Origin of the sequence: Massilia brevitalea (genome assembly GCF_030711405.1) — a bacterium.
GTDB lineage: Bacteria > Pseudomonadota > Gammaproteobacteria > Burkholderiales > Burkholderiaceae_D > Telluria > Telluria brevitalea.
Window position 1 is genome coordinate 1 of record NZ_JAULSI010000021.1, and the last position, 23,808, is coordinate 23,808.

The 23,808-nt window shown below is 64.7% G+C and carries 19 protein-coding genes and 1 pseudogene; 17 read left to right on the forward strand and 3 right to left on the reverse strand.

Going from position 1 to position 23,808, the window contains the following annotated elements; translation table 11 throughout:
* The 10 genes and pseudogenes from QWL29_RS14525 to QWL29_RS14570 form a co-directional block, all read left to right on the forward strand.
* Positions 1–277 (forward strand): annotated as a pseudogene (locus QWL29_RS14525) (IS1595 family transposase); the annotation flags it as partial.
* Between the two features lie 84 nt (positions 278–361).
* The gene (locus tag QWL29_RS14530; protein WP_305823598.1) at positions 362–1,642 is read left to right on the forward strand and encodes a hypothetical protein; all 1,281 of its coding nucleotides are present in this window, start codon (positions 362–364) and stop codon (positions 1,640–1,642) included.
* A gap of 512 nt (positions 1,643–2,154) precedes the next feature.
* Positions 2,155–3,861, forward strand: a complete 1,707-nt coding sequence (locus tag QWL29_RS14535; RefSeq protein WP_305823599.1) for a RecQ family ATP-dependent DNA helicase — start codon at positions 2,155–2,157, stop codon at positions 3,859–3,861.
* A 32-nt stretch (positions 3,862–3,893) separates the two neighbouring features.
* Positions 3,894–4,967: a ligase-associated DNA damage response exonuclease gene (locus tag QWL29_RS14540; RefSeq protein WP_305823600.1), complete on the forward strand. Its 1,074-nt coding sequence runs from the start codon at positions 3,894–3,896 to the stop codon at positions 4,965–4,967.
* Positions 4,960–6,600 (forward strand): ATP-dependent DNA ligase, encoded by a 1,641-nt coding sequence (locus tag QWL29_RS14545; protein WP_305823601.1) that lies wholly within the window; start codon positions 4,960–4,962, stop codon positions 6,598–6,600. The genes QWL29_RS14540 and QWL29_RS14545 overlap by 8 nt, the downstream gene beginning before the upstream one ends.
* Complete coding sequence (locus QWL29_RS14550; RefSeq protein WP_305823602.1) at positions 6,597–9,053, forward strand: ligase-associated DNA damage response DEXH box helicase; 2,457 nt, start codon at positions 6,597–6,599, stop codon at positions 9,051–9,053. Before QWL29_RS14545 ends, QWL29_RS14550 begins: the two co-directional genes overlap by 4 nt.
* The gene (gene pdeM, locus QWL29_RS14555; protein ID WP_305823603.1) at positions 9,050–9,733 is read left to right on the forward strand and encodes a ligase-associated DNA damage response endonuclease PdeM; all 684 of its coding nucleotides are present in this window, start codon (positions 9,050–9,052) and stop codon (positions 9,731–9,733) included. The genes QWL29_RS14550 and pdeM overlap by 4 nt, the downstream gene beginning before the upstream one ends.
* A gap of 128 nt (positions 9,734–9,861) precedes the next feature.
* On the forward strand, positions 9,862–10,977 hold the full coding sequence (locus QWL29_RS14560) for a sensor histidine kinase (RefSeq protein WP_305823604.1): 1,116 nt from the start codon (positions 9,862–9,864) through the stop codon (positions 10,975–10,977).
* Positions 10,974–11,768 (forward strand): LytR/AlgR family response regulator transcription factor, encoded by a 795-nt coding sequence (locus QWL29_RS14565; protein ID WP_305823605.1) that lies wholly within the window; start codon positions 10,974–10,976, stop codon positions 11,766–11,768. The genes QWL29_RS14560 and QWL29_RS14565 overlap by 4 nt, the downstream gene beginning before the upstream one ends.
* 138 nt (positions 11,769–11,906) lie before the next feature.
* Entirely contained in the window at positions 11,907–12,731 is an 825-nt protein-coding gene (locus QWL29_RS14570) for a glycine zipper 2TM domain-containing protein (protein WP_305823606.1), read from the forward strand.
* 120 nt (positions 12,732–12,851) lie between these two features.
* Here QWL29_RS14570 and QWL29_RS14575 read toward each other — a convergent pair whose 3' ends face one another.
* The 3 genes from QWL29_RS14575 to QWL29_RS14585 form a co-directional block, all read right to left on the reverse strand.
* On the reverse strand, positions 12,852–13,643 hold the full coding sequence (locus QWL29_RS14575; RefSeq protein ID WP_305823689.1) for a Crp/Fnr family transcriptional regulator: 792 nt from the start codon (positions 13,641–13,643) through the stop codon (positions 12,852–12,854).
* Between the two features lie 471 nt (positions 13,644–14,114).
* The gene (locus QWL29_RS14580) at positions 14,115–14,759 is read right to left on the reverse strand and encodes a response regulator (protein ID WP_305823607.1); all 645 of its coding nucleotides are present in this window, start codon (positions 14,757–14,759) and stop codon (positions 14,115–14,117) included.
* Positions 14,760–14,865: 106 nt separating this feature from the next.
* Complete coding sequence (locus tag QWL29_RS14585; RefSeq protein WP_305823608.1) at positions 14,866–15,333, reverse strand: universal stress protein; 468 nt, start codon at positions 15,331–15,333, stop codon at positions 14,866–14,868.
* A 384-nt stretch (positions 15,334–15,717) separates the two neighbouring features.
* Here QWL29_RS14585 and QWL29_RS14590 point away from each other — a divergent pair, with 384 nt between their 5' ends.
* From QWL29_RS14590 to asd, 7 genes are all read left to right on the forward strand, one after another.
* Positions 15,718–16,593, forward strand: coding sequence for a protein phosphatase CheZ (locus QWL29_RS14590; RefSeq protein WP_305823609.1), 876 nt, complete (start codon positions 15,718–15,720; stop codon positions 16,591–16,593).
* On the forward strand, positions 16,593–18,509 hold the full coding sequence (locus QWL29_RS14595) for a chemotaxis protein CheA (protein WP_305823610.1): 1,917 nt from the start codon (positions 16,593–16,595) through the stop codon (positions 18,507–18,509). The genes QWL29_RS14590 and QWL29_RS14595 overlap by 1 nt, the downstream gene beginning before the upstream one ends.
* A 232-nt stretch (positions 18,510–18,741) precedes the next feature.
* Positions 18,742–20,142, forward strand: coding sequence for a 3-isopropylmalate dehydratase large subunit (leuC, locus tag QWL29_RS14600; protein WP_305823611.1), 1,401 nt, complete (start codon positions 18,742–18,744; stop codon positions 20,140–20,142).
* 29 nt (positions 20,143–20,171) lie between these two features.
* Positions 20,172–20,294 carry an entericidin A/B family lipoprotein gene (locus QWL29_RS14605; RefSeq protein ID WP_305823612.1) on the forward strand — a complete coding sequence of 41 codons (123 nt, stop codon included), beginning with the start codon at positions 20,172–20,174 and terminating at the stop codon, positions 20,292–20,294.
* Between the two features lie 55 nt (positions 20,295–20,349).
* Positions 20,350–20,997, forward strand: coding sequence for a 3-isopropylmalate dehydratase small subunit (gene leuD / locus QWL29_RS14610; protein WP_305823613.1), 648 nt, complete (start codon positions 20,350–20,352; stop codon positions 20,995–20,997).
* A 9-nt stretch (positions 20,998–21,006) separates the two neighbouring features.
* Positions 21,007–22,077 (forward strand): 3-isopropylmalate dehydrogenase, encoded by a 1,071-nt coding sequence (gene leuB, locus QWL29_RS14615; RefSeq protein ID WP_305823614.1) that lies wholly within the window; start codon positions 21,007–21,009, stop codon positions 22,075–22,077.
* Between the two features lie 272 nt (positions 22,078–22,349).
* Positions 22,350–23,477: an aspartate-semialdehyde dehydrogenase gene (gene asd / locus QWL29_RS14620; RefSeq protein WP_305823615.1), complete on the forward strand. Its 1,128-nt coding sequence runs from the start codon at positions 22,350–22,352 to the stop codon at positions 23,475–23,477.
* Positions 23,478–23,808 lie beyond the last annotated feature (331 nt).

Genomic DNA, 23,808 nt, shown 5'->3' on the forward strand with positions numbered 1-23,808 from the left:
CTACCGTGCTTTCGCCCGTGCACACGGCATTGCGCACCAGGCCGTGAATGTCGGTACCGGCGAACGCACGCGCATGGGCGCCTCCGGAGTCATCCATGTGCAGAACGTGAACGCCTATCACGGGCGCCTGCGCGAATGGTTGTTGCCGTTTCACGGCGTCGCGTCGCGCTACCTGCCGAACTACCTGGGCTGGCGCCGCATGCTTGATGGCGGGAACATCACTTCTGCCGATCAATTGTTTCGCCTTGCAATCGGACCCATCCACAGCCAACGGTGACAGCGCCTTTTTTGTCCGTTTATGCAGATGTAATTCCTGGTTACGGCAGTGCTAAACTGTTGCATCCTAAGAATCTATGTCTATATGAACTATTCTTCTCCACTAGCTGTATTTAAGCTGCACAACCTGCCGAGGTTGATCGCGCTTGCATTTGTTGCGGTCATCTTTGCCGGATGCAGCAAAACCCAACCCGCCTGTATCGACGAACCCACGGTTAATCTCGTCAAAGAAGCCGTCGTCGAATCGCTGGAACAAGACTTGTCCGGCTCCGGCGCACAGGCCGGCCTGCTCGATCTCCTTAAAAAACGCATGCAGATTGCCGTCACCACGATTCGCACATCGAACAAGGACGACAAAATCGGCAAGGTCACTTGTGAGGCCTCGCTCGAGATCACGCTGGCAAATGCCGATCAAATCGTCAAGGACCCGATATTCAAGTCGATGCGCGACATCAAACGGCTCCCTGGTGACGTCGACACAAGCGGTCCTGCCTGGAAAACCGACATCCAATACATTGCCCAACATACCGAGGACACCAAGCAACTTGTCATCGAGCTGAGCGGCCACACGCCGATGGTGCACCTGCTGTCCACGCTGGCCCAGACCGGCGTCATGGACCCCAGGCAGGCGCCTGCCGAGATCCCGGCCAACCTGCTCGCTTCCGGCAACGCGCGCGATGCCGCGGTGCGCCTGATGAATCACGTTTACGGCAAGCAGGAAGCTGAACATGGATGCTGGATATCCAGGTTTGAAGGGCTGCCGTATTGCATGAAGATCGTGCAATCGGAAATCAAGACATTCAGTGGCGGCAAGCGTCTGTATGCGATTGCAAACGGACAGGCAATTGATCAGCAGGGCGAAGCGATGACCGCCCACGCCATGCAGGGCCTGGTTGGTGCATTCATCGTTGGCGAGACCAATGGCAATCCCGCATTCATTGCGAAATCGACGACCATCCAGGCGGGCACCATGGGCACCGCGCCGTCCGAATGGATATTGACCGAGCTCGGAGCGAACAATAACTGGGGCTGGCGTGGCGAATACGGCGATTGCCACCAGGGTTATTGCGGCAGCCGGATGATGATCCTTGCAAATCGGGCCGGCATCGTTCAAGAGGTGGGCGGAATACCGATTGCCTATGACGACACGGGTGCATGCGGGGATTGCGAGGGGAAATCTTCATCGATGACCTCGACCGTGCGTGTCAGCGATGTTCCGGAGAATACCGAGTTTTATCATTTGCTCGTCGCGGTGACGGGCACCAGCAACGGCGAGGAGTTGGCGAACGAATGGACGCTTGCGTTCGACAACGCAAAGGGTACATATATTACGCCTGCGGACTGGCCGCTCGATAAGGACTTCTAAATACGAGGCAAATAAAAAGCGCCGTTCCACATCAGTGGTACGGCGCTTGCTCTATCGTGCGCGGCAAATGACCGCGGCTGGGTAAAATGCGCTAACTATCTTGCTGCAAAGGCAAGCTTTTCAGGCAAGTAGTTTGCAATAATCAGTGGAACATCATGAACGCCGCGCCCTGCAGCGCATTGGTCTCGTAGAGCAGCCAGGCGGCTGCGCTGGCGAGGGTAAGTTGCAAGGCAGTCAGGGTGGTGGGGATTGAGCGCATCATGATCGTTCTCCGGGGCGGTGGTGCATCTATTCGTTGGTGTATGGTGCCATCTTAGCCATCCGGCCGATGTTGCGGCATCGGCGGGAACTCCGCCGTTGTGTAGGAAAAAGCCTTGCGGCCCTGTCTCAGCGGCAGCCGGCCCAGCTGAACGGCGGCGCCGACAGCCGTTCTCCTACACCGCACTCCTACACACCGGTTGGCGTGCATCCTATAGCTGGGTTTGCAGGGGAGGCTTACAGTAGCCTCCACCATGACCCGACACGAACCCAAACTCCTGCATAACGGCCTCCTCGCGGTGCGCCGCAATTCCATTCGCAAGCTGCTGCGCTCCGTGTTCGGTATCGAACAGCTGCGCGAAGGGCAGCAACGCGTGATCGACAGCGTCCTCGATGGCAAGGACACGCTGGCCATCATGCCCACCGGCGGCGGCAAGTCGCTGTGTTACCAGATTCCCGCGCGCATGCTGGGCGGCACCACGGTGGTGGTCTCGCCGCTGATCTCGCTGATGAAAGACCAGCTGGAGAAGCTGGAAGAGCTGGGCGTGCGCGCCTGCCAGGTCAACAGCAGCCTGAACGCAGAGGAAGAGCACCAGGCCCTGGCGTCGATCAGCGGCGGCACCTGCGAAATCGTGTTCTGCACGCCTGAGCGCCTGACCTCGCCCGAGTTCATCGACGTGCTCAAGCAAACGACGGTCACCCTGGTGGCCATCGACGAAGCCCATTGCATTTCCCAGTGGGGCCACGATTTCCGCCCCGCCTACATCGAAATGGCGGCGGCGATTGCGGCCGTCGGCAACCCGACCGTGCTGGCCCTCACCGCCACAGCCACCGACGAGGTGATGGACGATATCGGCCGCCAGCTGAACCGGCCGCGCATGAAGGTCATCAATACCGGTATCTACCGCCCGAACCTGGAATACCGCGTGCACCAGGTGACGAGCATCGACGAAAAGTTCGCGGAAGCGCGCCGCCTGGTGGCCGAGACCGAGGGCGTGGGCATCGTGTATGCCGCCACCGTCAAGGCGGCCGAGGAAATGCACCGCATCCTGGAAGAAGCCGGCCAATCGGTGACGATCTACCACGGCAAGCTGCCGGCCGCCGAACGGCGCGCCAACCAGGATTTGTTCATGAACGACGAGCGCCGCATCATGGTGGCGACGAACGCCTTCGGCATGGGCATCGACAAGTCGGACACGCGTTTCGTCGTGCACCTGCAGATTCCGGCGAATCTCGAGTCCTACTACCAGGAGTCGGGCCGCGCCGGCCGCGACGGCCAGGACGCCCGGTGCACATTGCTGTTCCTGCAGGACGACAAGCGCCTGCAGCAGTTCTTCCTGGTGAAGCATTACCCGGATGCGGCCGAGATCCGCTCGGTGTACGACGCCGCCTGCGAGCTGGCGGAAGCGGGGCCGGTGACGACTGATCGCATCGAGGACAAGCTGGTCGACCTGAACGAAGCCAAGATCAAGATTTGCCTCAAGCTGCTGAAAGACGCCAAGCTGGTGCGGCAGAACCGCAAGCTGGAATTCGTGATCACCAGCGCCGAAGCCAAGGCGGCCACTTTCGAGCAGCTTGCCCAGATCTACATCCAGAAGCAGGACCACGACCGCGAAGCGCTGGAAAAGATGGTGGGTTACGCGGTGAGTGGCTTCTGCCGCTGGAAGCTGCTGCTCGACTACTTCAACGATGAAGTCGAAGGCTTCGAGAAGTGCTGCCGCTGCGACAACTGCCTGAACCCGCCGGCGGCTGCGCTGGAAGACATCGAGATCCGCGACGACGAATTCAGCCACGAACCGGAGCCGGAAGACACGGGGCCGCACTTTGAAGCGGGCATGCGCGTGACGGTCCCGAAGTACGGCGAGGGTGTCGTCAGCTCCGTGGCGGGTGACCAGGTCGGCATCGACTTCCCGGACGGCGAGCATCGGAGCTTTATGGCAGACTTCGTAAAACCGTTGTAAGAATTTTATCGAAATCGCCGCGAAGGAAATACATGGGAGATATGGTCGTCGTTCGTAAGGAAGGCCTGTATTGCGTGCCGGGTGGGTTTTACATCGACCCCTGGCGGCCGGTGGACCGGGCCGTGATCACGCATGCACACGGCGACCACGCGCGCTACGGCCATGGACGCTACCTGACTGCCGCCAGCGGCGTGCACGTGCTGCGTTCGCGCCTGGGCGACATCTCCGTCGACGGGCTGGAGTACGGCGAGACCGTGGTCCACAACGGCGTCGCCATTTCGCTGCACCCGGCCGGGCACGTGCTCGGCTCGGCGCAAGTGCGCATGGAATGCGGCGGCGAAGTCTGGGTCGCTTCGGGCGACTACAAGATCGAGCCCGATAAAACCTGTGCGCCCTTCGAGCCGGTGCGCTGCCATACCTTCATTACCGAATCCACCTTCGGCCTGCCGATCTACCGCTGGGCGCCCGAGCAATCCATTTTCGATGACATGAACCGCTGGTGGCGCAAGAACGCGGAAGAGGGCCGCTGCAGCGTGGTGTTTGGCTATTCCTTCGGCAAGGCCCAGCGCATCCTGTCCGGGCTCGATCCGTCGATTGGCCCCATCGTCTGCCATGGCGCGGTCGAGCCGCTGAACCGTGTGTACCGCGAAGGCGGGATTGCACTGCCGCCGACGCTGATGGTGAGCGACGTGAGCAAGGCCGACCTGAAGCAGTCCATCGTGGTAGCGCCGCCCTCGGCCTCAGGGTCGGCCTGGATGAAGCGCTTCGGCGACTACAGCGACGCCTTTGCCAGTGGCTGGATGCAGCTGCGCGGCGCACGCCGGCGCCGTGGCGTCGACCGCGGCTTCGTGCTGTCGGACCATGCCGACTGGCCAGGGCTGATGCAGGCAATCAGCGCCACCGGCGCCGGGCGCGTGATCGTCACCCACGGCTCGATCCCGGTGCTGGTGAAGTGGCTGTGCCAGCAGGGCCTGGATGCGGCCGGCTTCGATACCGAATACGGCGACGACGATGACGACGTGGCGATTCCGCTGCAGCCGGCGGAAGCAGCCGAAGCCACCGAAGCGAGCGACAGCGCGGAGCCACAGGAGGCGCGCAATGCGTGAATTCGCCCGCCTCTACGCCGAACTCGACGAAACCACCGCCACCAACCGCAAGCTCGACGCCCTGCAGCAGTACTTCTCGACCGCCGCGCCGGAAAACGCCGCCTGGGCCGTCTACTTTCTGGCCGGCGGCAAGCCGCGGCAGGCCGTGCCGACCAAGCTGCTGCGCCAGTTCGCCATCGAATACGCGGTGCTCGACGAATGGCTGTTCGACGAGTCCTACCACGCGGTCGGCGACATGGCCGAAACCATCGCCCTGATCCTGCCGCCGCCCGAGAAACAAAGCGATGTCGGCCTGGCCGAATGGATGACCGAGCGCATCGGCCCCCTGCGCGGCGCCGACCCGGAAGTCATCCGCGCTGCCCTGTTCAGCTACTGGAACGAACTCGATACGCGCGAGCGCTTCCTGTTCTGCAAGCTGATCGGCGGGGGTTTTCGCGTCGGCGTCTCCAAGCTGCTGGTCACGCGCGCGCTGGCGAATATCGCCGCCGTGGACAGCAAACTCGTAGCCCAGCGCCTGATGGGCTGGACCGACGGCAGCGTGCGTCCGACCGCCACCAAGTTCCTGCAACTCATCGCCGCCCAGTCCGACGAAGAGCACAAGCTGCGCGGCGGCCAGCCTTACCCCTTCTTCCTGGCGCACCAGCTGCAGGGCGACCCGGCCGCACTCGGCGCGCTGAGCGACTGGCAGGTCGAGTGGAAGTACGACGGCATCCGCGCCCAGCTGGTGCGGCGCGGCGCGCAAAACTATCTGTGGTCGCGCGGCGAAGACCTGATCTCGGAACGCTTCCCCGAACTGTGCGCGGTGCGCCTGCCCGAGGGCACGGTGGTCGATGGCGAAGTGCTGGTCTGGGACCATGCGAACGAGGTTCCGGCGCCGTTCGCCGAGCTGCAGCGCCGCATCGGCCGCAAGACGCTGTCCGCCAAACTGCTGGCCGAGCTGCCGGCGGTGCTGGTCTGCTACGACCTGCTCGAACTCGACGGCGTCGATTTGCGCGCGCTGCCCCAGCATGAACGGCGCACGCTGCTGGAAACGCTGGTGGCCGCCGTCGACCAGGCACAATTGAAGGTGTCGCCGGTGGTGCATGCCGACAGCTGGGAAGCGCTGGCCGAGCTGCGCGCCGAATCGCGTGCGCGCGGCGTCGAAGGCATGATGGTGAAGGCCAGGAGCGCGCAGTATGGCGTGGGCCGCACCAAGGATGTCGGCACCTGGTGGAAGTGGAAGGTCGATCCCTATTCGGTGGACGCGGTGCTGATCTATGCCCAGGCCGGCCACGGGCGCCGCGCCTCGCTGTACACCGACTACACCTTTGCCGTCTGGGACGATGAGGAAGGGAAGGGCGAGCGGCGCCTGGTGCCGTTTGCGAAAGCGTATTCGGGGCTGACCGATGCCGAGATCGCCCAGGTCGACAATGCGATCCGCAAGACCACGGTCGAGAAGTTCGGGCCGGTGCGCTCGGTCAAACCAACGATGGTGTTCGAGATCGGCTTCGAGGGCATCGCGCTGTCCACGCGCCACAAGGCGGGCATTGCGGTGCGCTTCCCGCGCATCCTGCGCCGGCGCGACGACAAGCCGGTGGAAGATGCCGACACGCTGGACACCTTGAAAGGCCTGCTGGCCGCCGCCGGTGCATGAGCGGGCCGACCAAGAAAGACGTCAAGGCGTGGTTCGACGCACGCGGCTGGAAGGCTTTTCCGTTCCAGAAGGCCGTGTGGGACGCGGCGCTGGCCGGCCAGTCCGGCCTGCTGCATGCGAACACCGGCGCCGGTAAAACCTATGCGGTGTGGCTGGCGGCGCTGCAGCGCGGCAGTCTGGGCAAGGGGAAGATGAGCGGCCTGCGCGCGCTGTGGATCACGCCGATGCGCGCACTGGCTGCCGACACCCAGCGCGCGCTGGAAGAATCGGCGGCGGCGCTGGCGCCCGAGTGGACCGTCGGCGCCCGCACCGGCGACACCGGTTCCGCCGAGCGCGCGCGCCAGGCGCGCAAGTGGCCGACTTCGCTCATCACGACTCCCGAAAGCCTGTCGCTGCTGCTCTCGCACGCGGCGGCCGAGGAACAGTTCAAGCACCTCGACATGATCGTCATCGACGAGTGGCACGAGCTGATGGGCAGCAAGCGCGGCGTGCAGGTGCAGCTGGCGCTGGCGCGCCTGCGTACCTGGCGGCCCGGCCTCGTGGTCTGGGGCGTGTCGGCCACCATGGGCGACCTGGACCTGGCGCGCCAGGTACTCCTGGGTAACGGCCCGGGTGTGCTGGTCGAAGGCGATACGAAAAAGCAGATCCTGGTCGATTCACTGATTCCGAAGGATGTCTCGCGCTTCCCCTGGGGCGGCCACCTCGGCCTGCAAATGCTGAAACCCGTGATCGACGAGATCGAGCACTACGACGCCACCCTGGTGTTTACCAACACGCGCTCGCAGTCCGAGATCTGGTACCAGAACATCCTGGAAGCGCGCCCCGACTGGGCCGGCGTGATCGCGCTGCACCACGGTTCGCTGGCGCGCGAGGTGCGCGACTGGGTCGAGATGGGCCTGAAAAAGGGCGAGCTGAAGGCCGTGATCTGCACCGCCAGCCTCGACCTCGGTGTGGACTTCCTGCCGGTCGAGCGCGTGCTGCAGGTGGGCAGCGCGAAAGGCATCGCGCGTCTGCTGCAGCGGGCCGGGCGCAGCGGCCACGCGCCGGGCCGCGTCTCGCGCGTGACCCTGGTGCCGACCAACAGCATGGAAATCCTGGAGGCGGCCGGCGCCAAGGTGGCGGTGGCGCAGCGCCGCATCGAAGGGCGCTATGTGCCGAACAAGCCTTTCGACGTGCTGGTGCAGCACCTGGTGACGGTGGCGCTGGGCGGCGGCTTTCGCTCCGAGCAGCTGTTCGAGGAAGTCAGGCGCGCCTGGTCCTACCGCGACCTGAACCAGGAAGAGTGGCAGTGGGCGCTGGATTTCGTGGCGCGCGGCGGCCAGAGCCTGACCGTGTACCCGGAATACCGGCGCGTGCTGCCGGACGAGGAGGGCGTCTACCGCGTGCCGGACGTCGGCATCGGGCGCCGCCACCGCATGGGCATCGGCACCATCGTTTCGGACGCCTCGATCCAGGTGAAGTACGTCAGCGGCGGGCGCATCGGCAGCATGGAAGAATCCTTCATCTCGCGCCTGAAGCAGGGCGACCACTTCCTGTTCGGCGGGCGCATCCTGGAATTCATCCGCGTGCACGAGATGACGGCCTTTGTAAAACGCGCCACCGGCTCGCGCGGCGCGATCGCGCGCTGGCAGGGCGCCAAGATGCCGATGTCGTCCGAGCTGGCTCACGCCGCGCTGGAACAGCTGCGCCAGGCGGCAGAGGGACGTTTCGAGGGGCCGGAAATGCAGGCAATCCGGCCGCTGCTGGAGATCCAGCAGAAATGGTCGGCGCTGCCCACCATCGACACCCTGGTGCTGGAATCGATGAAGAGCCGCGAGGGGTATCACCTGTTCGTGTACCCGTTCGCAGGCCGCTCGGTGCACATGGGCCTGGCCTCGCTGTTCGCCTGGCGCATCGGGCGCGTGCAGCCGATCACGTTTTCGATTGCGATCAACGACTACGGTTTCGAGCTGATGGCGCCGGAGCCTGTGGACTGGGAGAGCATGTTCGCGGGCGCGCTTGGCGCCGATGTGCCGCTGTTCGATACCGAGCATTTGCTGGAAGACGTGCTGGACAGCCTGAACGCGACCCAGCTCTCGCAGCAGCGCTTCCGCGAAGTGGCGCGCATCGCCGGGCTGGTGTTCCAGGGCTACCCGGGCCAGCCGAAATCGAACCGGCAGGTGCAGGCCTCGTCCTCGCTGTTCTTCGAGGTCTTCCGCAAGCACGACGCCGGCAATCTGCTGCTGACGCAGGCCCAGCGCGAAGTGCTGGAGCAGGAACTGGAACTGACGCGCCTGCGCGAGACGCTCGAGGAGCTGCATGCGCGCAAAGTGGCGTATCGTGTGGTCAAGCGCGCCACGCCCTTCGGCTTTGCGCTGATGGTCGAGCGCTTCCGCGAAAAGGTGAGCACCGAAAAACTCAACGACCGCGTGGCGCGCATGGTAAGGGAACTGGAAAAGGCAGCGCAGGTATGAGTGCTACGGGTGAGGTGGTAACAAGCGCATCGGCGCTGGCGGTGGCAGGCGAAACCTTGATGCTGTTGCCGGAAAAGGCCGTGTACTGGCCGGCGCGGCAAATGCTGATCATTGCCGATATCCACTTCGGAAAAGCGGCGTCGTTCCGCGCCCAGGGCATGCCGGTGCCGAGCGGCACCACCACGGAAAACCTGGCCGGGCTCGACGACCTGATCGAACGCCATGGCGCCCGTCACGTGATGTTCCTCGGCGACTTTTTGCATGCGCGCGCGGCCCATGCGTCCTCGACCCAGCAGGCGATGCTGGCCTGGCGCCACACCCGGCAGGAGCTGCAGCTGACCCTGGTGCGCGGCAACCACGACAAGCATGCCGGCGACCCGGCCGCCGCGCTCGGCATCGAACTGGTGGACGAGCCGCATACGGTGGGGCCGTTCGCCTTTTGCCACCATCCGGACCTCGACATGGACAACGACGCCGGCTACGCCCTGGCCGGCCACGTGCATCCGGCCTGGGTGCTGGCCACCCGCTACGACGCGCTGCGCCTGCCGTGCTTCGTGGTGGGGTCGCAGCGCATGATCCTGCCGTCGTTTGGCTCGTTTACCGGCGGGCACGTGGTCACGCGCGAAGCGGGCGACGCCATCTACGTCACCTCGGGCGAGGCTGTGCACGCGATCCGTTAGGCGGGCTCCGCGCCGGCATACTGCGTTTTCGCTCCGTCGAAACCGGCTTTCGTCGCAGCCGGCTTGCTGCCGCCCGCGCGGCTCGGCAGAATGGCTGGACCCTTGCCAATCAGATAAAGCGAGCGCCGATGTCCACCACCTTGTCTTCCTTTGTTGCCGGGCCGCCGTCCGGCATGCCGGCCCTGGCGCGGCGCCTGCTGGCCGATATGCTGGTCGCGCTGCCGGTCTCGCTGCTGGCCGGCGTGCTGATCACGCTGGCCACCGGCTATCCGGAATCGCTGTACGAACAGTTGCTGTATTCGCTAGCCATCGGCATGATCGCCTTCTTTTTGGTGGACCTGGGGCGCCTGCTGGTCTGGCCCGGCCCACAGCGGCGGCTGCTCCAGTGGCTGGCTTTCCTCGTTTTCATGCTGGGGGCCTCGGCAGTGGGACACTTTTGCGGCATCCACGTCTTTGCGTCGCTGCTCGGGCACCGGGCGCCGGGCCTGGCCGAGTATCCGTCGATCGGCCGCATCAGCATGATCCTGTTCACTTTCATGGGCATGTGCACGATGACGCTGCTGGTCGAGCACCGCGAACGCCTGGCGCGCATCCAGCGCGAGCACCAGGAAGCGCGCCTGCGCGCCGAAGTGGTCGAGCGCCAGGCCCTGCAGGCGCAACTGCGCCTGCTGCAGGCCCAGATCGAGCCGCACATGCTGTTCAATACCCTGGCCAACCTGCAGGGCCTGATCGGGCTGGACCCCGAGCGCGCCAGTCTCATGCTCGACCAATTGATCCAGTACCTGCGCGCCACGCTCGGCGCCACGCGCGCGGACAGCACCACGCTGGAGCAGGAATTCGCCGCGATGGACGCTTACCTCGGCTTGATGGGCGTACGCATGGGCGCGCGCCTGGCATACCGCTTCGATTTGCCGCCGGAGCTGCGCAAGGCGCGCCTGCCGCCATTATTGCTGCAGCCGCTGGTCGAGAACGCCATGGTGCACGGGCTGGAGCCGAAGATCGAGGGCGGCGAGATCCTGGTCGAAGCCCGCGCCCGCGACGGCCTGCTGGACATCGCCGTGCGCGACAGCGGGCTCGGCCTGGCCGGAAACCCCGCCACCAGCCGCACCGGCGGCGGGGTGGGCGTAGCCACCACCCGCGAACGCCTGCAAGCCCTGTATGGCGAGCGCGCCAGCGTGCTGCTGGCCCCGGCCCAGCCCCAGGGCACGGTCGTCCGACTCACCCTTCCATTGGAGAACCCATGAGCATCCGCGCCCTGATTGCCGAAGACGAACCGATCCTGGCCGCGGTGCTGGCCGCCAGCCTGCGCCGCCTGTGGCCGGAACTGGAAATCGCTGGCACCGCGCCGAACGGCGTTGCCGCAGTGGAGCAGGCGCTGGCGCTGCGGCCGGACATTTTGTTTTTCGACATCAAGATGCCGGGACAGAGCGGGCTGGAGGCGGCCGAGGAACTGGCCGAGCGCTGGGACGATATGGTAGAGAATGCGGCGCCATTCCCGCAGGTGGTATTCGTCACCGCCTACGACGAAGTCGCGGTACAGGCCTTCGAGCAGGCCGCCGCCGACTACGTGCTCAAGCCGGTGAACGACGCGCGCCTGGCGCGCACGGTCGAGCGCCTGCGCGCGCGAATCGCCAGCCGCGCCGGCGATGGCGGGCTGGCCGGCCTGGTCGGCCAGTTGCAGGCGCTGTTGCCGGCGGCTGCCGCGCCCGAGCGCCTGAGCATGATCCGCGCCGCCGTCGGCAATACCGTGCGCATGATCCCGGTGCACGAGGTGGTGTTCTTCCAGGCGCTCGACAAGTACGTGAACGTGGCCACCGCCGACAGCGAGGCCCTGATCCGGCTGCCGCTGAAGGATTTATTGACCCAGCTCGACCCGGCCTGTTTCCAGCAGGTCAGCCGCAGCACGGTGGTGAACATGCGCTGCGTGGCGCATGCCGGGCGCGACGCGGCGGGCAAGGTGACCCTGCACCTGCGCAACCGTCCCGACAAGCTGCGCGTCAGTCCGGTATATGCCCACCTGTTCCGGCAGATGTAGGCGGCCGGCGCCGCGGCTGCCGGACCTTACTGCTGTGCTCGCTCGCACGGTACGTTAGCGCACGGTAGCCGCGCCTGCACAGGCGTACTTTCATCCCATGCCCCAGGTCTACACCGGACCCATCCAGAGGAGGGAAACATGAAAGCACGCAAGACAATCTGCAGCCTGATGTGCGCACTGCTGCCGCTCGGCCCGCTGGCCCTGGCGCCGATGAGCGCCCATGCGCAACAACACACACGACAGTATGCGAATGAGCGCATGCCGGCGCCCGACATCCGCGGCTTCGACGTCGACGAGGTGCGCCGCATCGCCCCCGGCGTCGAGTTGCATTTCAATTTGTACGGCACGCCCGGCGGCAACGCGACGGTCAAAATCGACGGCGCCACGCGCGACCTGCGCCTGCACGAACTCGACCGTGGCCAGTACGCCGGCACCTACACGATCGGCACCCACGACCGCATCCGCAACGGCAGCCGCGTCACGGCCGACCTGCGCGTGGGCGACCGCGTGGCCAGCGACGTGCTCCGGGAAACCCTGGTGCGCGACGGCGCGCCGCCGGTAGCCCAGCGCAACCTGGCCGCCGACAACCGCGGCCGTACGACCGACGCCCCGCGCGCGGCGCGCTACTGCACCAATTGCGCAACGGTGGAAGCGGTGAACGTGGTCGAGAACAAGGGTTCCGGTGCACTGGGTACGGTGGGCGGCGCCGTCATCGGCGGCCTGCTCGGCAACCAGGTCGGCAGCGGCAGCGGGCGCACCGCGGCCACGGCGGCCGGCGCCATCGGCGGCGCGGTGGTCGGGCGGAATATCGAGCAGAACCAGCGCCGCAACCAGCGCTACGAAGTCGTGGTCCGGTACTCGGGAAATGGCGCGACGCAAACCCTGCAATACGATAACGATCCGGGCTTCCGCGCCGGCGACGCGGTGCGCGTGAACGACGGCGTGCTGTCGCGCGACCAGTAAGCCTTCAGTACGCGCCGCCAAAACGAAACCGGCTCCGATAAGGCGCTCTCGTCCTGAGAAAGCCGCATCGGAGCCGATTCTGCACTGCTGACTACGCCGGGCGAGCCCGGGTGCAAGGTGTTACGCGGTGGCGAGCATCTGGTCGTCGCCGGCCGCGTCCAGCTCGGTCTTTTTACCGGCAGCCTTGGTGCGCGAGCGCGACGGCGGCAGGCGGCGCAGCGTTTTCAGGGCTTCGGCGTCCTTGATGCCGATGGTGCGCTGGTCGACGGTGATCAGGCCGATTTCGTTGAACGCCGACAGCGTGCGGCTGACGGTTTCCAGGGTCAGGCCGAGGTAGCTGCCGATTTCGTGGCGCGTCATGCGCAGGTTGAACAGCTTGCTCGAGTAACCCATGGCGGCGAAGCGGTCGGCCAGCGATACCAGGAAGCGGGCCACGCGGGCTTCGGCGGACAGGGCGCCGAGCATGCCGATCATGGCCTGTTCGCGCACCAGCTCGCGGCTCATCACGCCGTACATCAGGTTTTCGAGCTCCATGTGCACGCGGCCGAGGGCAGTGAGTTTCTTGAACGGCAGCAGGATCAGGTCGCAGTCGGACAGGGCCACAGCCTCGGACGCGTAGTGGCGGGTGTGGATGCCGTCGACGCCGAGCATGTCGCCTTTCATCGGGAAGCTCAGCACCTGCTCGTTGCCGAACTCGTCGATGAGGACGGTTTTCAGGAAGCCCGAGTTGACGATGTACAGGGTGTCGAAGGCCTGGCCGATGGTGTGCACGCGCTGGCCAGTCTTGAACTGCACGTGCTGGAACAGCAACTCTTCCGAGTTGACCGAGACAGCGGCCGGGATGTGGAGCAGGTCGCAGACTTCCTTCAGGTTGGACCACAGGCGGCCCTGGCGCTGGCGGCCGGCCTCCATCGGCGTGGTATGCATGGTTGACGTGCTGGCGTTGCGTTGATCTGTCGTTTGCTGGGACTGCATGCTCATCTCCAGTGAAGAATTCTTTCGGGTGAGGCCGCGAGTGGCGCTGCACCGGTGCTTCAATAGGAATTCAGGAACGGCGGCAGGCTTGGCTTACGGAGAGAAAGTAGATCGCAAGCAACTCGATACGCTGGATTCAGTATGCCAACACGAGTTCGGCAGTGATATCAGCAATGGCTGAATGTGTAGGTAGGAGAGAAGGTAGTAATGTAGGAGTATTCTGACCAAATTGCTACTACATAGAGGGAGAGTGCTACAGGCTACAGATGCGGACCACTGCGAATGGATCAAACCACGCGTGGTGCTGGTGGCACGAATGCGACTGGACGGTGTCCAAGTTGATTAGGCTTATTGACTCTGCTGCCAGTCGCTTTATACATTGTGCCGGCAAGACTTTTACCTGCCGGGTTAGGCATTCATCGGCGCCAGCAGCCGGTGCGCCACCGCGTACTGCACCATTTCCGACAACGAGGTCATGCCCATCTTTTGCATGATGCGTGTCTTGTGGGTGCTGACGGTCTTCACCGACAAGTGCAGGTTGTTGGCGATCTCGGTAATCGACTTGCCGCCCACCAGCAGCGAAAACACTTCGAACTCGCGGTCCGACAACTGCTTGTGCAGCAATTGCTCGTTCGGCGCCATGATGTTCAGGGCCAGTTGCTCGGCCACCTCGGTGCTGATGTAGGGCCGCCCCGACGCCACCTTGCGGATCGCCCCCACCAGCTGGGTGCCCGCGCTCTCCTTCGTGAGGTAGCCCTGGGCGCCGGCGCGTATCGCCCGCACCGCGTACTGTTCTTCCTCGTGCATGGTGAGGATGAGGATGGCCAGCTTGGGCGCCTCGCTGCGTACCTGGCGGATCAGGTCGACCCCGCTGCGCCCGGGCATCGACAAATCCAGCAGCAGCAAATCGAAGCCGCCCTGGCGCACCAGGGACAGCACCTCGAAACCGTTGGTGGCTTCGCCGACGATCTCGACGTCGAGCGCGCCGTCGAGGATACGCTTGAGTCCTTCGCGCATGATGGTGTGATCATCTGCGATGACGATTCTGATCATGTTGCAGTCTCCCCAGTTCCAGGCAAGCCGTGGCTGTTGTTTCCGCCATATATATATGTATACGCCCGGGTGCGCGGGACGGCGCGCACCCGCTCGATCGGGCCGCTCAGTCCGGCGCCGGTTCGCTGATCAGGCGGTGCACCAGCACCGGGCGCGTGGTTTGCGCCAGCACCTTGTTGGTGACGCTGCCCAGCAGCAGCTGGCCCCAGCCGCTGCGCCCGTGCGAGCCCATGAAGATCAGGTCGCAGCCCTGCTGCTCCGCGACCTCGACGATCTTCATGGCGGTGGCGTCGGAAAACACGGTCATGCAGCTGTGCTGCAGCTTGGCTTTGGTGCAGGAATTCATGATGCGGCCCATATAGTCCTCACCCATGCGCTTCATCTGCTCGGCGTATTCTTCTTCGCTCGGGTAGGAGGGCGGGATGATTTCGACATACACGGGGTACTGGTACTCGGGTGCGACGAACAGGGCCAGCACGTCGGCGCCCATCTGTTGCGCGAACTTCACGCCGGCACAGGCCGTGTGTTGCGAGACGGCCGAGCCGTCGGTGGTGATCAGGATTTTCCGGTACATGGTAATGTCCTCCCAGACGCACGTATTGTTACCTCACTGGGCAGCCGTGTGATTGCGATGACGCAAGCCCTTGAGTTTGCTCAAACATGAGCTCGCTAGCAAAGGACCGCTCCGGAAAACCGTGCACAATCGACGCGACCACAAAACAACACCTGGCTTGTGAAAAGATTCAGGAACCGCATGGTTTTATTGTCGCGGAATTAAGTTTCCTTGTCCATTTTGTTGTACCGCGATCGCCGACATTTACCTACGGCAACCACACTGCTACACTCGCTAACTGAATTTTGGGCTTCCTGCGAGGAAAGTAATGCGCGCGGAAGTCCGCAATACCAACGGACCGAAGCACGCAGACCGCGACATTTATATTATGGAGAAGCAGGGATTATGACCGACGCCGCTGACGATTTCGACGCACTATTCGAGGAAGTGGCGGCCCAGCGTGCCAGCGCGGCGCCGGCTCCTGCCGCCCCCGCAGCCGCTCCCGCAGCACAACTCGCCGACGAGGACGACCTCGACGCCTTGTTTGACCAGGTAGCCGCCAGCGCGCCAGTGGCCGCAGCAGTCGCTGCCACGGCTCCCGCCGTGCCGGCAGCCTCTTCCGCAGCCGCAACCGCGCCTGTCGCTGGCACCCCGGGCGACGCCGCCGAAGGCGAGGGCGGCAACATGTACGAGCGCCTGGGCGGCATCGTGCGCCTGCTACACGACTCGCTGCGCGAGCTCGGCTACGACCGCGCGCTGACCGAAGCTTCGTCTCAGATCGTGGACGCCCAGGACCGCCTGGAATACGTCGCCACCCTGACCGAACAGGCCGCCAACAAGGTGCTGAACACCCTGGACGAAGGCATGCCGGCGCAGGACAAGCTGTCGAAGCAGGCGCAGGACATGGACAAGCGCTGGAACGATCTGTTCTCCGGCAAGCTCGGCCTGGACGAATTCAAGGCCCTGGCCGGCGATTCGCGCCAGTTTGCGCAGGCCGTATCGGTGGCCACCGAAGCCGAAAAGGCGCGCCTGCTCGACATCATGATGGCCCAGGATTTCCAGGACATCACCGGCCAGCTGATCAAGAAAGTGGTCACGATCACCAAGACCGTCGAGAACGAGCTGGCCCAGCTGCTGCGCGACAATGCGCCGCCGGAAACCCGCGCCAAGCTGGCCGAGAAGGAAGCCGCGCCAGTCGTACTGATGCAAGGCCCGTCCGTGCCTGACGTAGCGCTGGACCAGGACAATGTCGACGACCTTCTTGCCGATCTGGGATTCTAATGGACGATATGCTCAAGGACTTCGTCGTCGAGGCGATGGATCTGGCAGTCAATGTTGAAGAGCACCTGCTGCGCCTCGAACGCGACCCCGAGAACAAGGAAACGCTGAATGCGGTGTTTCGCTCGTTCCACACCATCAAGGGCGGCGCCGGCTTCATGGGCCTGCCCGCGCTGGTCGCGGCCTGCCACCTGACCGAAAACCTGTTCGACGCGCTGCGCACCGGCGCCGCACCCGTCACCCCGCTGTCGATCGAAGCGGCGCTGCAGGCATCGGGCTTCGTGGCCGACCAGCTGAACGACCTGAACAACGGCGCCGCGCCGGAACAGCTCGCGCCCATGCCGCAAGACCTGGAACGCATCCTGATGGATGCGATCGAAGGCAAGGCCGAGGCCGCGCCTGCGCCAGCGGCTGCTCCGGCTCCCGTGGCCGCGCCGCTTGCTGCCGCCGCGCCGGTCGCCGCACCTGCCGCCGCCGTTGGTGAAGATGGCCTCGACTGGACCGGGATGTACAACGCCGTGGTCCCGGCCGCGAATGCGATTGCCGCCGCTGCGCCTGTTGCCGCCCCTGCCGCACCTGTCGCCGCCGCCACAGGAGCAGTAGCCGCAGCGGCCGAAACCGCCCCTGCCGCTGTCGCCCCGGCTGCCCCGGCTGCGGGCAACAAGCCGGGCTGGGATGGCATCGAACGCCGTGGCGACACCAAGGTGGCCGATGCCCGCGCCGCCGCCGCGCCGGCCAAGGACGAAAGCATCCGTATCGATGCGGTGAAGCTCGACGCGCTGCTGGAAGTGGCCGGCGAATCGGTGCAGGCCGCCAACCAGGCTGCCGTGCTGCTGGAGCGCCTGTCGCAGTTCAAGTTCGAAGGCCAGGCCGCCACCCTGATGGCGACCCTGACCGAAACCCTGGAGCGCGCCTCGCGCTACTCGGCCGAACTGCAGCGCGCCACGCTGGCGACCCGCATGCAGCCGGTGGGACGCTTATTTCAAAAGTTCCCGCGCCTGGTGCGCGAACTGGCGAAAGACCTCGGCAAGGACGTCGAGCTGACCATCGAAGGCGCCGAGACCGAAGTCGACCGCGTGGTGGTGGACAGCCTGTACGATCCGCTGGTGCACATGCTGCGCAACGCGCTGGACCACGGCGTCGAATCGCCGCAGGACCGCGTCGCCGCCGGCAAGCCTGCAAAGGCCTTTATCCTGCTGAAAGCATGGCAGGAAGCCAACAGCGTCATGATCGTGCTGCAGGACGACGGCAAGGGCATGGACCCGATCAAGCTGCGCAAAAAAGCGTTCGAGAAGGGCCTGATCAGCGAGAACGGCGCCCCGAACGACGAAGACGCCTACCAGCTGGTGTTCCTGCCGGGCTTCTCGACCAAGGAAGTTGCTTCCTCGGTCTCGGGCCGCGGCGTGGGCATGGACGTGGTCAAGACTGCGGTGGAAAAGAACCGCGGCGCGATCCGCATCGATTCCCAGCTCGGTTCCGGCACCAAGTTCGCGATCCGCCTGCCGATCGAACTGTCGATCGTGCCGACCATGCTGGTCTCCACCTCGGGCGCCTCGCTGGCGCTGCCGATGGCGGTGGTCGAGCGCGTGGTCGAGCTGCCGGAAGAGTTCTCGATGGTCGGCGGCGCTCCGGTGCTGAAAGACCAGGGCCGTCCGCTGCCGGTGCGTTCGCTGGCCGGCGCGCTCGGCTACGAAGAAGCGCCGGAACGCGTCGGCATCGTCATCAACGCCCCGCAGCCTTACATCCTGGCGGTGGAAGCGGTGGACGGCACGGCCGACCTGGTGATCAAGCCGATGACGGCGCTGACCGTCGAAGGCATCACCGGTACCGCGCGTTCGGCCGAAGGCGAGCTGGTGCTGGTCGTGGGCCTGTCCTTCCTGATGGATGGCTGCCGCAGCACGGTGCGCATGGCGGCGTAGCAACGCACCAAATCCGTGAAAAGGGCCCGCCGCGGCTCTTGCAACAAAAAGCCTGTACATCTTGTGTACAGGCTTTTTTATTTGCATTCCTGTGTTCACGTGCAAACGAAATTTGCATCGAATGGCTTTTATTGGCAGAATCGTGCAAAACAGCTCGCTTGCCGCACTGCACAATCATGGGCATAATCAAAAAACGCATCTCTATTTTCAAGCGCCCGCCACAGGAAACCGCATGCTGAAGACCCTCTACGACAAACTCTGGGACGCCCACGTTGTGCGTGCCGATGCCGACGGAACGACGGTGCTGTACATCGACCGCCACCTGGTACACGAAGTCACCAGCCCGCAGGCCTTCGAGGGGCTACGCGAGACCGGCCGTCCGCTCTGGCGCAACGCCGCCAATTTGCTGGTGGCCGACCACAACGTGCCGACCACCGACCGCCGCCAGGGCATCGCCGATCCGACTTCGCGCCTGCAGGTGGAGACGCTCGACGCCAACGCGAAGAGTTTCGGCCTGACCTACTTCGACATGAACGACAAGCGCCAGGGCATCGTCCACGTGATCGGACCGGAGCAGGGCGCGACCTTGCCCGGCATGACTGTGGTCTGCGGCGACTCGCATACCTCGACACACGGCGCCTTCGGCTGCCTGGCGCACGGCATCGGCACCTCGGAAGTCGAGCACGTGCTGGCCACCCAGACCCTGCTGGCCAAGAAATCGAAAGCCATGCTGGTGCAGGTCGACGGCGCGCTGCCGAAAGGCGTGACGGCGAAAGACATCGTGCTGGCCGTGATCGGCAAGATCGGCACCGCCGGCGGAACCGGCTACGCCATCGAATTCGGCGGCTCGACCATCCGTGCGCTGTCGATGGAAGGCCGCATGACGGTCTGTAACATGGCCATCGAAGCGGGCGCGCGCGCCGGCATGGTGGCCGTCGACGACACGACGGTCGACTACGTGAAGGGCCGTCCCTTCTCGCCCGTCGGCCCGCAGTGGGAACAGGCCGTGGGCTACTGGCGCACCCTGCATTCCGACCCGGGCGCCCGCTTCGACCTGGTGGTCACGTTGAACGCAGCCGAGATCCGTCCGCAAGTCACCTGGGGCACCTCGCCCGAGATGGTGACGGCCATCGACGGCCGCGTGCCCGATCCCGAGCAGGAAAAGGACGCCGTGCGCCGCGACGCCATCGAAAAGGCGCTGACCTACATGGCGCTGGCGCCGAACACCGCCATCGAGGATATCCGCATCGACAAGGTCTTCATCGGTTCCTGCACCAATTCGCGCATCGAGGACTTGCGCGCCGCCGCGGCCGTGGTGCGCGGACGCCAGCGCGCCTCCAACGTCAAGCTGGCGATGGTGGTGCCGGGCTCCGGTCTTGTAAAAGAGCAGGCCGAGCGCGAAGGCCTGGACGCCATCTTCAAGGCCGCCGGCTTCGAGTGGCGCGAGCCGGGCTGCTCGATGTGCCTGGCGATGAACGCCGACCGCCTGGAACCGGGCGAACGCTGCGCCTCGACCTCGAACCGCAACTTCGAAGGGCGCCAGGGGCAGGGCGGCCGCACCCACCTGGTGTCGCCGGCGATGGCGGCTGCAGCAGGGATCGCCGGCCACTTCGTCGATGTGCGCGCATTGTAGAATCCGTATTTTTTGACTTCGATATCACCATGAAAAAAGCATTCGCCCTCGCTCTCGTCGCCATCGTTCTCACCGGCTGCAACACCATCTCGGGCTTCGGCCGCGACGTGCAGAAGGTCGGCCAGGTTGTCACCGGCGCCGGCGGCAAATAAATAAACAAGAGCATGCGGCAGGCGCATACGCCGCATCCGAACACAGGAACAGCAGATGGACAAATTCACCGTACACGAAGGCCTGGTGGCGCCGCTCGACCGCGCCAATGTCGATACCGACGCCATCATCCCGAAGCAGTTCCTGAAGTCGATCCGCCGCACCGGCTTCGGCCCGAACCTGTTCGACGAGTGGCGCTACCTCGACCACGGCGAACCGGGCCAGGATTGCAGCAAGCGTCCGCTGAACCCGGACTTCGTGCTGAACCAGCCGCGCTATGCCGGCGCCTCGATCCTCCTGGCGCGCAAGAACTTCGGCTGCGGCTCCTCGCGCGAGCACGCGCCCTGGGCCCTGCAGCAGTACGGCTTCCGGGCGATTGTCGCGCCGAGCTTTGCCGACATCTTCTTCAACAACTGCTACAAGAGCGGCCTGCTGCCGATCGTGCTCACCGAAGCGCAGATCGACCAGTTGTTCAATGAAGTGAAAGCCTTTGCAGGCTTCAAGCTGGTGGTGGACCTGGAAAACCAGGTACTGCGCACCGTCGACGGACGCATCGGCTTCGAGTTCGCCATCGACGACTTCCGCAAGTACTGCCTGCTGAACGGCCTGGACGACATCGGCCTGACCCTGCGCCACGCCGACGAGATCCGCGCCTTTGAAGAACGCCACCTGGCGCGCCAGCCCTGGCTGGCCAACACCATCTGAAGGAGCCCCATGAAGATTGCCATCCTGCCGGGCGACGGCATCGGCCCCGAGATCGTCGACCAGGCCGTGCGCGTGCTCGACGCACTGGGCGAACCGTTTGAAATGGAACGCGCGGAAGTCGGCGGCGCCGGCTACGCCGCCCACGGCCACCCGCTACCCGAAGGCACGCTCAAATTGGCGAAGGAAGCCGACGCGGTGCTGTTCGGCGCCGTCGGCGACTACCAATACGATGCATTGGAACGCGCGCTGCGCCCGGAGCAGGCCATCCTCGGCTTGCGCAAGGAACTCGGCCTGTTCGCCAACCTGCGCCCGGCGATCCTGTACCCGGAACTGGCCGGCGCCTCGACGCTGAAGCCGGAAGTGGTGGCCGGCCTGGACATCCTGATCATCCGCGAACTGACCGGCGACATCTATTTCGGCAAGCCGCGCGGCGTGCGCGAATGCCCCGACGGCCCGTTCAAGGGCCAGCGCGAAGGCTTCGACACGATGCGCTATGCCGAGGGCGAAATCCGCCGCATCGCCCACGTCGCCTTCCAGGCCGCGCAAAAGCGGGACAAGCGCGTGACCAGCGTCGACAAGGCGAATGTGCTGGAAACCTTCCAGTTCTGGCGCGACGTGGTAACCGACGTGCACAGGGAATACCCGGACGTCGCGCTCGAACACATGTACGTCGATAACGCCGCGATGCAGCTGGTGCGCGCGCCGAAGAAGTTCGACGTCATCGTCACCGGCAACATGTTCGGCGACATCCTGTCCGACGCCGCCGCCATGCTGACCGGCTCGATCGGCATGCTGCCCTCGGCCTCGCTCGACGCCAACAACAAGGGCCTGTACGAACCCTCGCACGGCTCAGCGCCCGACATCGCCGGCAAGGGCGTGGCGAATCCGCTGGCCACGATCCTGTCCGCCGCGATGATGCTGCGTTACTCGCTGAATAAGGCCGAACAGGCCGACCGCATCGAGACCGCCGTCAAAAGCGTCCTCCAGCAAGGATTGCGCACACCGGATATATTCGAGGATGGCACCCAGCGCGTCGGCACCCGGCAGATGGGCGACGCGGTGGTAGCGGCACTGCGCTGACGCGCGTGCTCGCAACGAACCGGCACACCGCTAACGCGTGTGCTCGCAACGACCCGGCACACCGCTAACGCACGTGCTCGCAACGACCCGGCACTGCGCTAACGCCGGTGCTCGCAACGAACCGTAGGGTGGGCACTCGTGCCCACGCGTGACCGTCGAGCATTGTTGGCAGAGTGCCCCACGCGTGACCGTCGATCATTGTTGGCACCCGTGTCCACCGATGCACCCCGATCATCGTTAACGTATCAATGAATAACCCCTAAAGGAAAAAAATGAAGTTAGTAGGCCTGGTTGGTTGGCGCGGCATGGTCGGTTCGGTCCTGATGCAGCGCATGCAGGAAGAGGGCGATTTCGCCCACATCGAACCCGTGTTCTTCACCACCTCGAACCCCGGCGGCAAGGCCCCGGCAATGGCGAAGAACGAAACCACCCTGAAGAGCGCCACCGACATCGCCGAGCTGTCGAAGTGCGAGATCATCATCTCCTGCCAGGGCGGCGACTATACGGGCGAGGTGTACCCGCAGCTGCGCGCAGCCGGCTGGAACGGCTACTGGATCGACGCCGCCTCCACCCTGCGCATGAACGACGACGCCGTCATCGTGCTCGATCCGGTCAACCGCGACGTGATCGACAGCGCCCTCGCGCGCGGCGTGAAGAACTACATCGGCGGCAACTGCACCGTGTCGTGCATGCTGATGGGCCTGGGCGGTTTGTTCGAGCAGGGCCTGGTCGAGTGGATGACGTCCATGACCTACCAGGCAGCTTCCGGCGGGGGCGCCCAGCACATGCGCGAACTGCTGACGCAGTTCGGCAGCATCAACGCGGCCGTCAAGCCGCTGCTGGACAACCCGGCCTCGGCCATCCTCGAAATCGACCGCACCGTGCTGGCTACCCAGCACGGCTACGCGCCCGACGAGATCAAGCAGTTCGGCGCGCCGCTGGCCGGCAACCTGATCCCGTGGATCGACAAGGACCTGGGCAATGGCCAGTCGAAGGAAGAGTGGAAGGCCGGCGCCGAGACCAACAAGATCCTCGGCCTGGGCGACGCCTTCGGTTCCGCCGCGATTCCGGTCGACGGCCTGTGCGTGCGCATCGGCGCGATGCGCTGCCACTCGCAGGCGCTGACCATCAAGCTGAAAAAAGACGTGCCGCTCGACGAGATCAACGACATCATCGCCTCGCACAACCAGTGGGTGAAGGTCGTGCCGAACACGCGCGAAGCCTCGGTGCATGACTTGTCGCCGGCAGCGGTGACCGGCAGCCTGACGATTCCGGTGGGCCGCCTGCGCAAGATGTCGATGGGGCCTGAGTATCTGTCGGCGTTCACCGTCGGCGACCAGCTGCTGTGGGGCGCGGCCGAGCCGCTGCGCCGCATGCTGCGGATCGTGCTGGAGAAGTAAGCCGTTATTTGTAGGGTGGGCTCTTGAGCCCACGCGGTGCGGCGCAGGATTGATCGAAAATTACCCACGATCGATCGACCGTACCATACCGCGTGGGCACAAGTGCCCACCCTACGAAATGTTCGACCGCCGCCGTATCGCTCACCGGACATCGGTGGACCGGTGATACGAGCCCCCCTACGTTATCTCCACGCTCACACCTGTTATTCCCGCGCTAATTTCCCGCCCCGCGTAACGATATCGAATCGTCACCAAACAAGCTTTTACCCCACAGAAACACGCCGCTACGCCCCGTAGCGCTTGCATGCTCTAGTGCATGATGATATGTTCA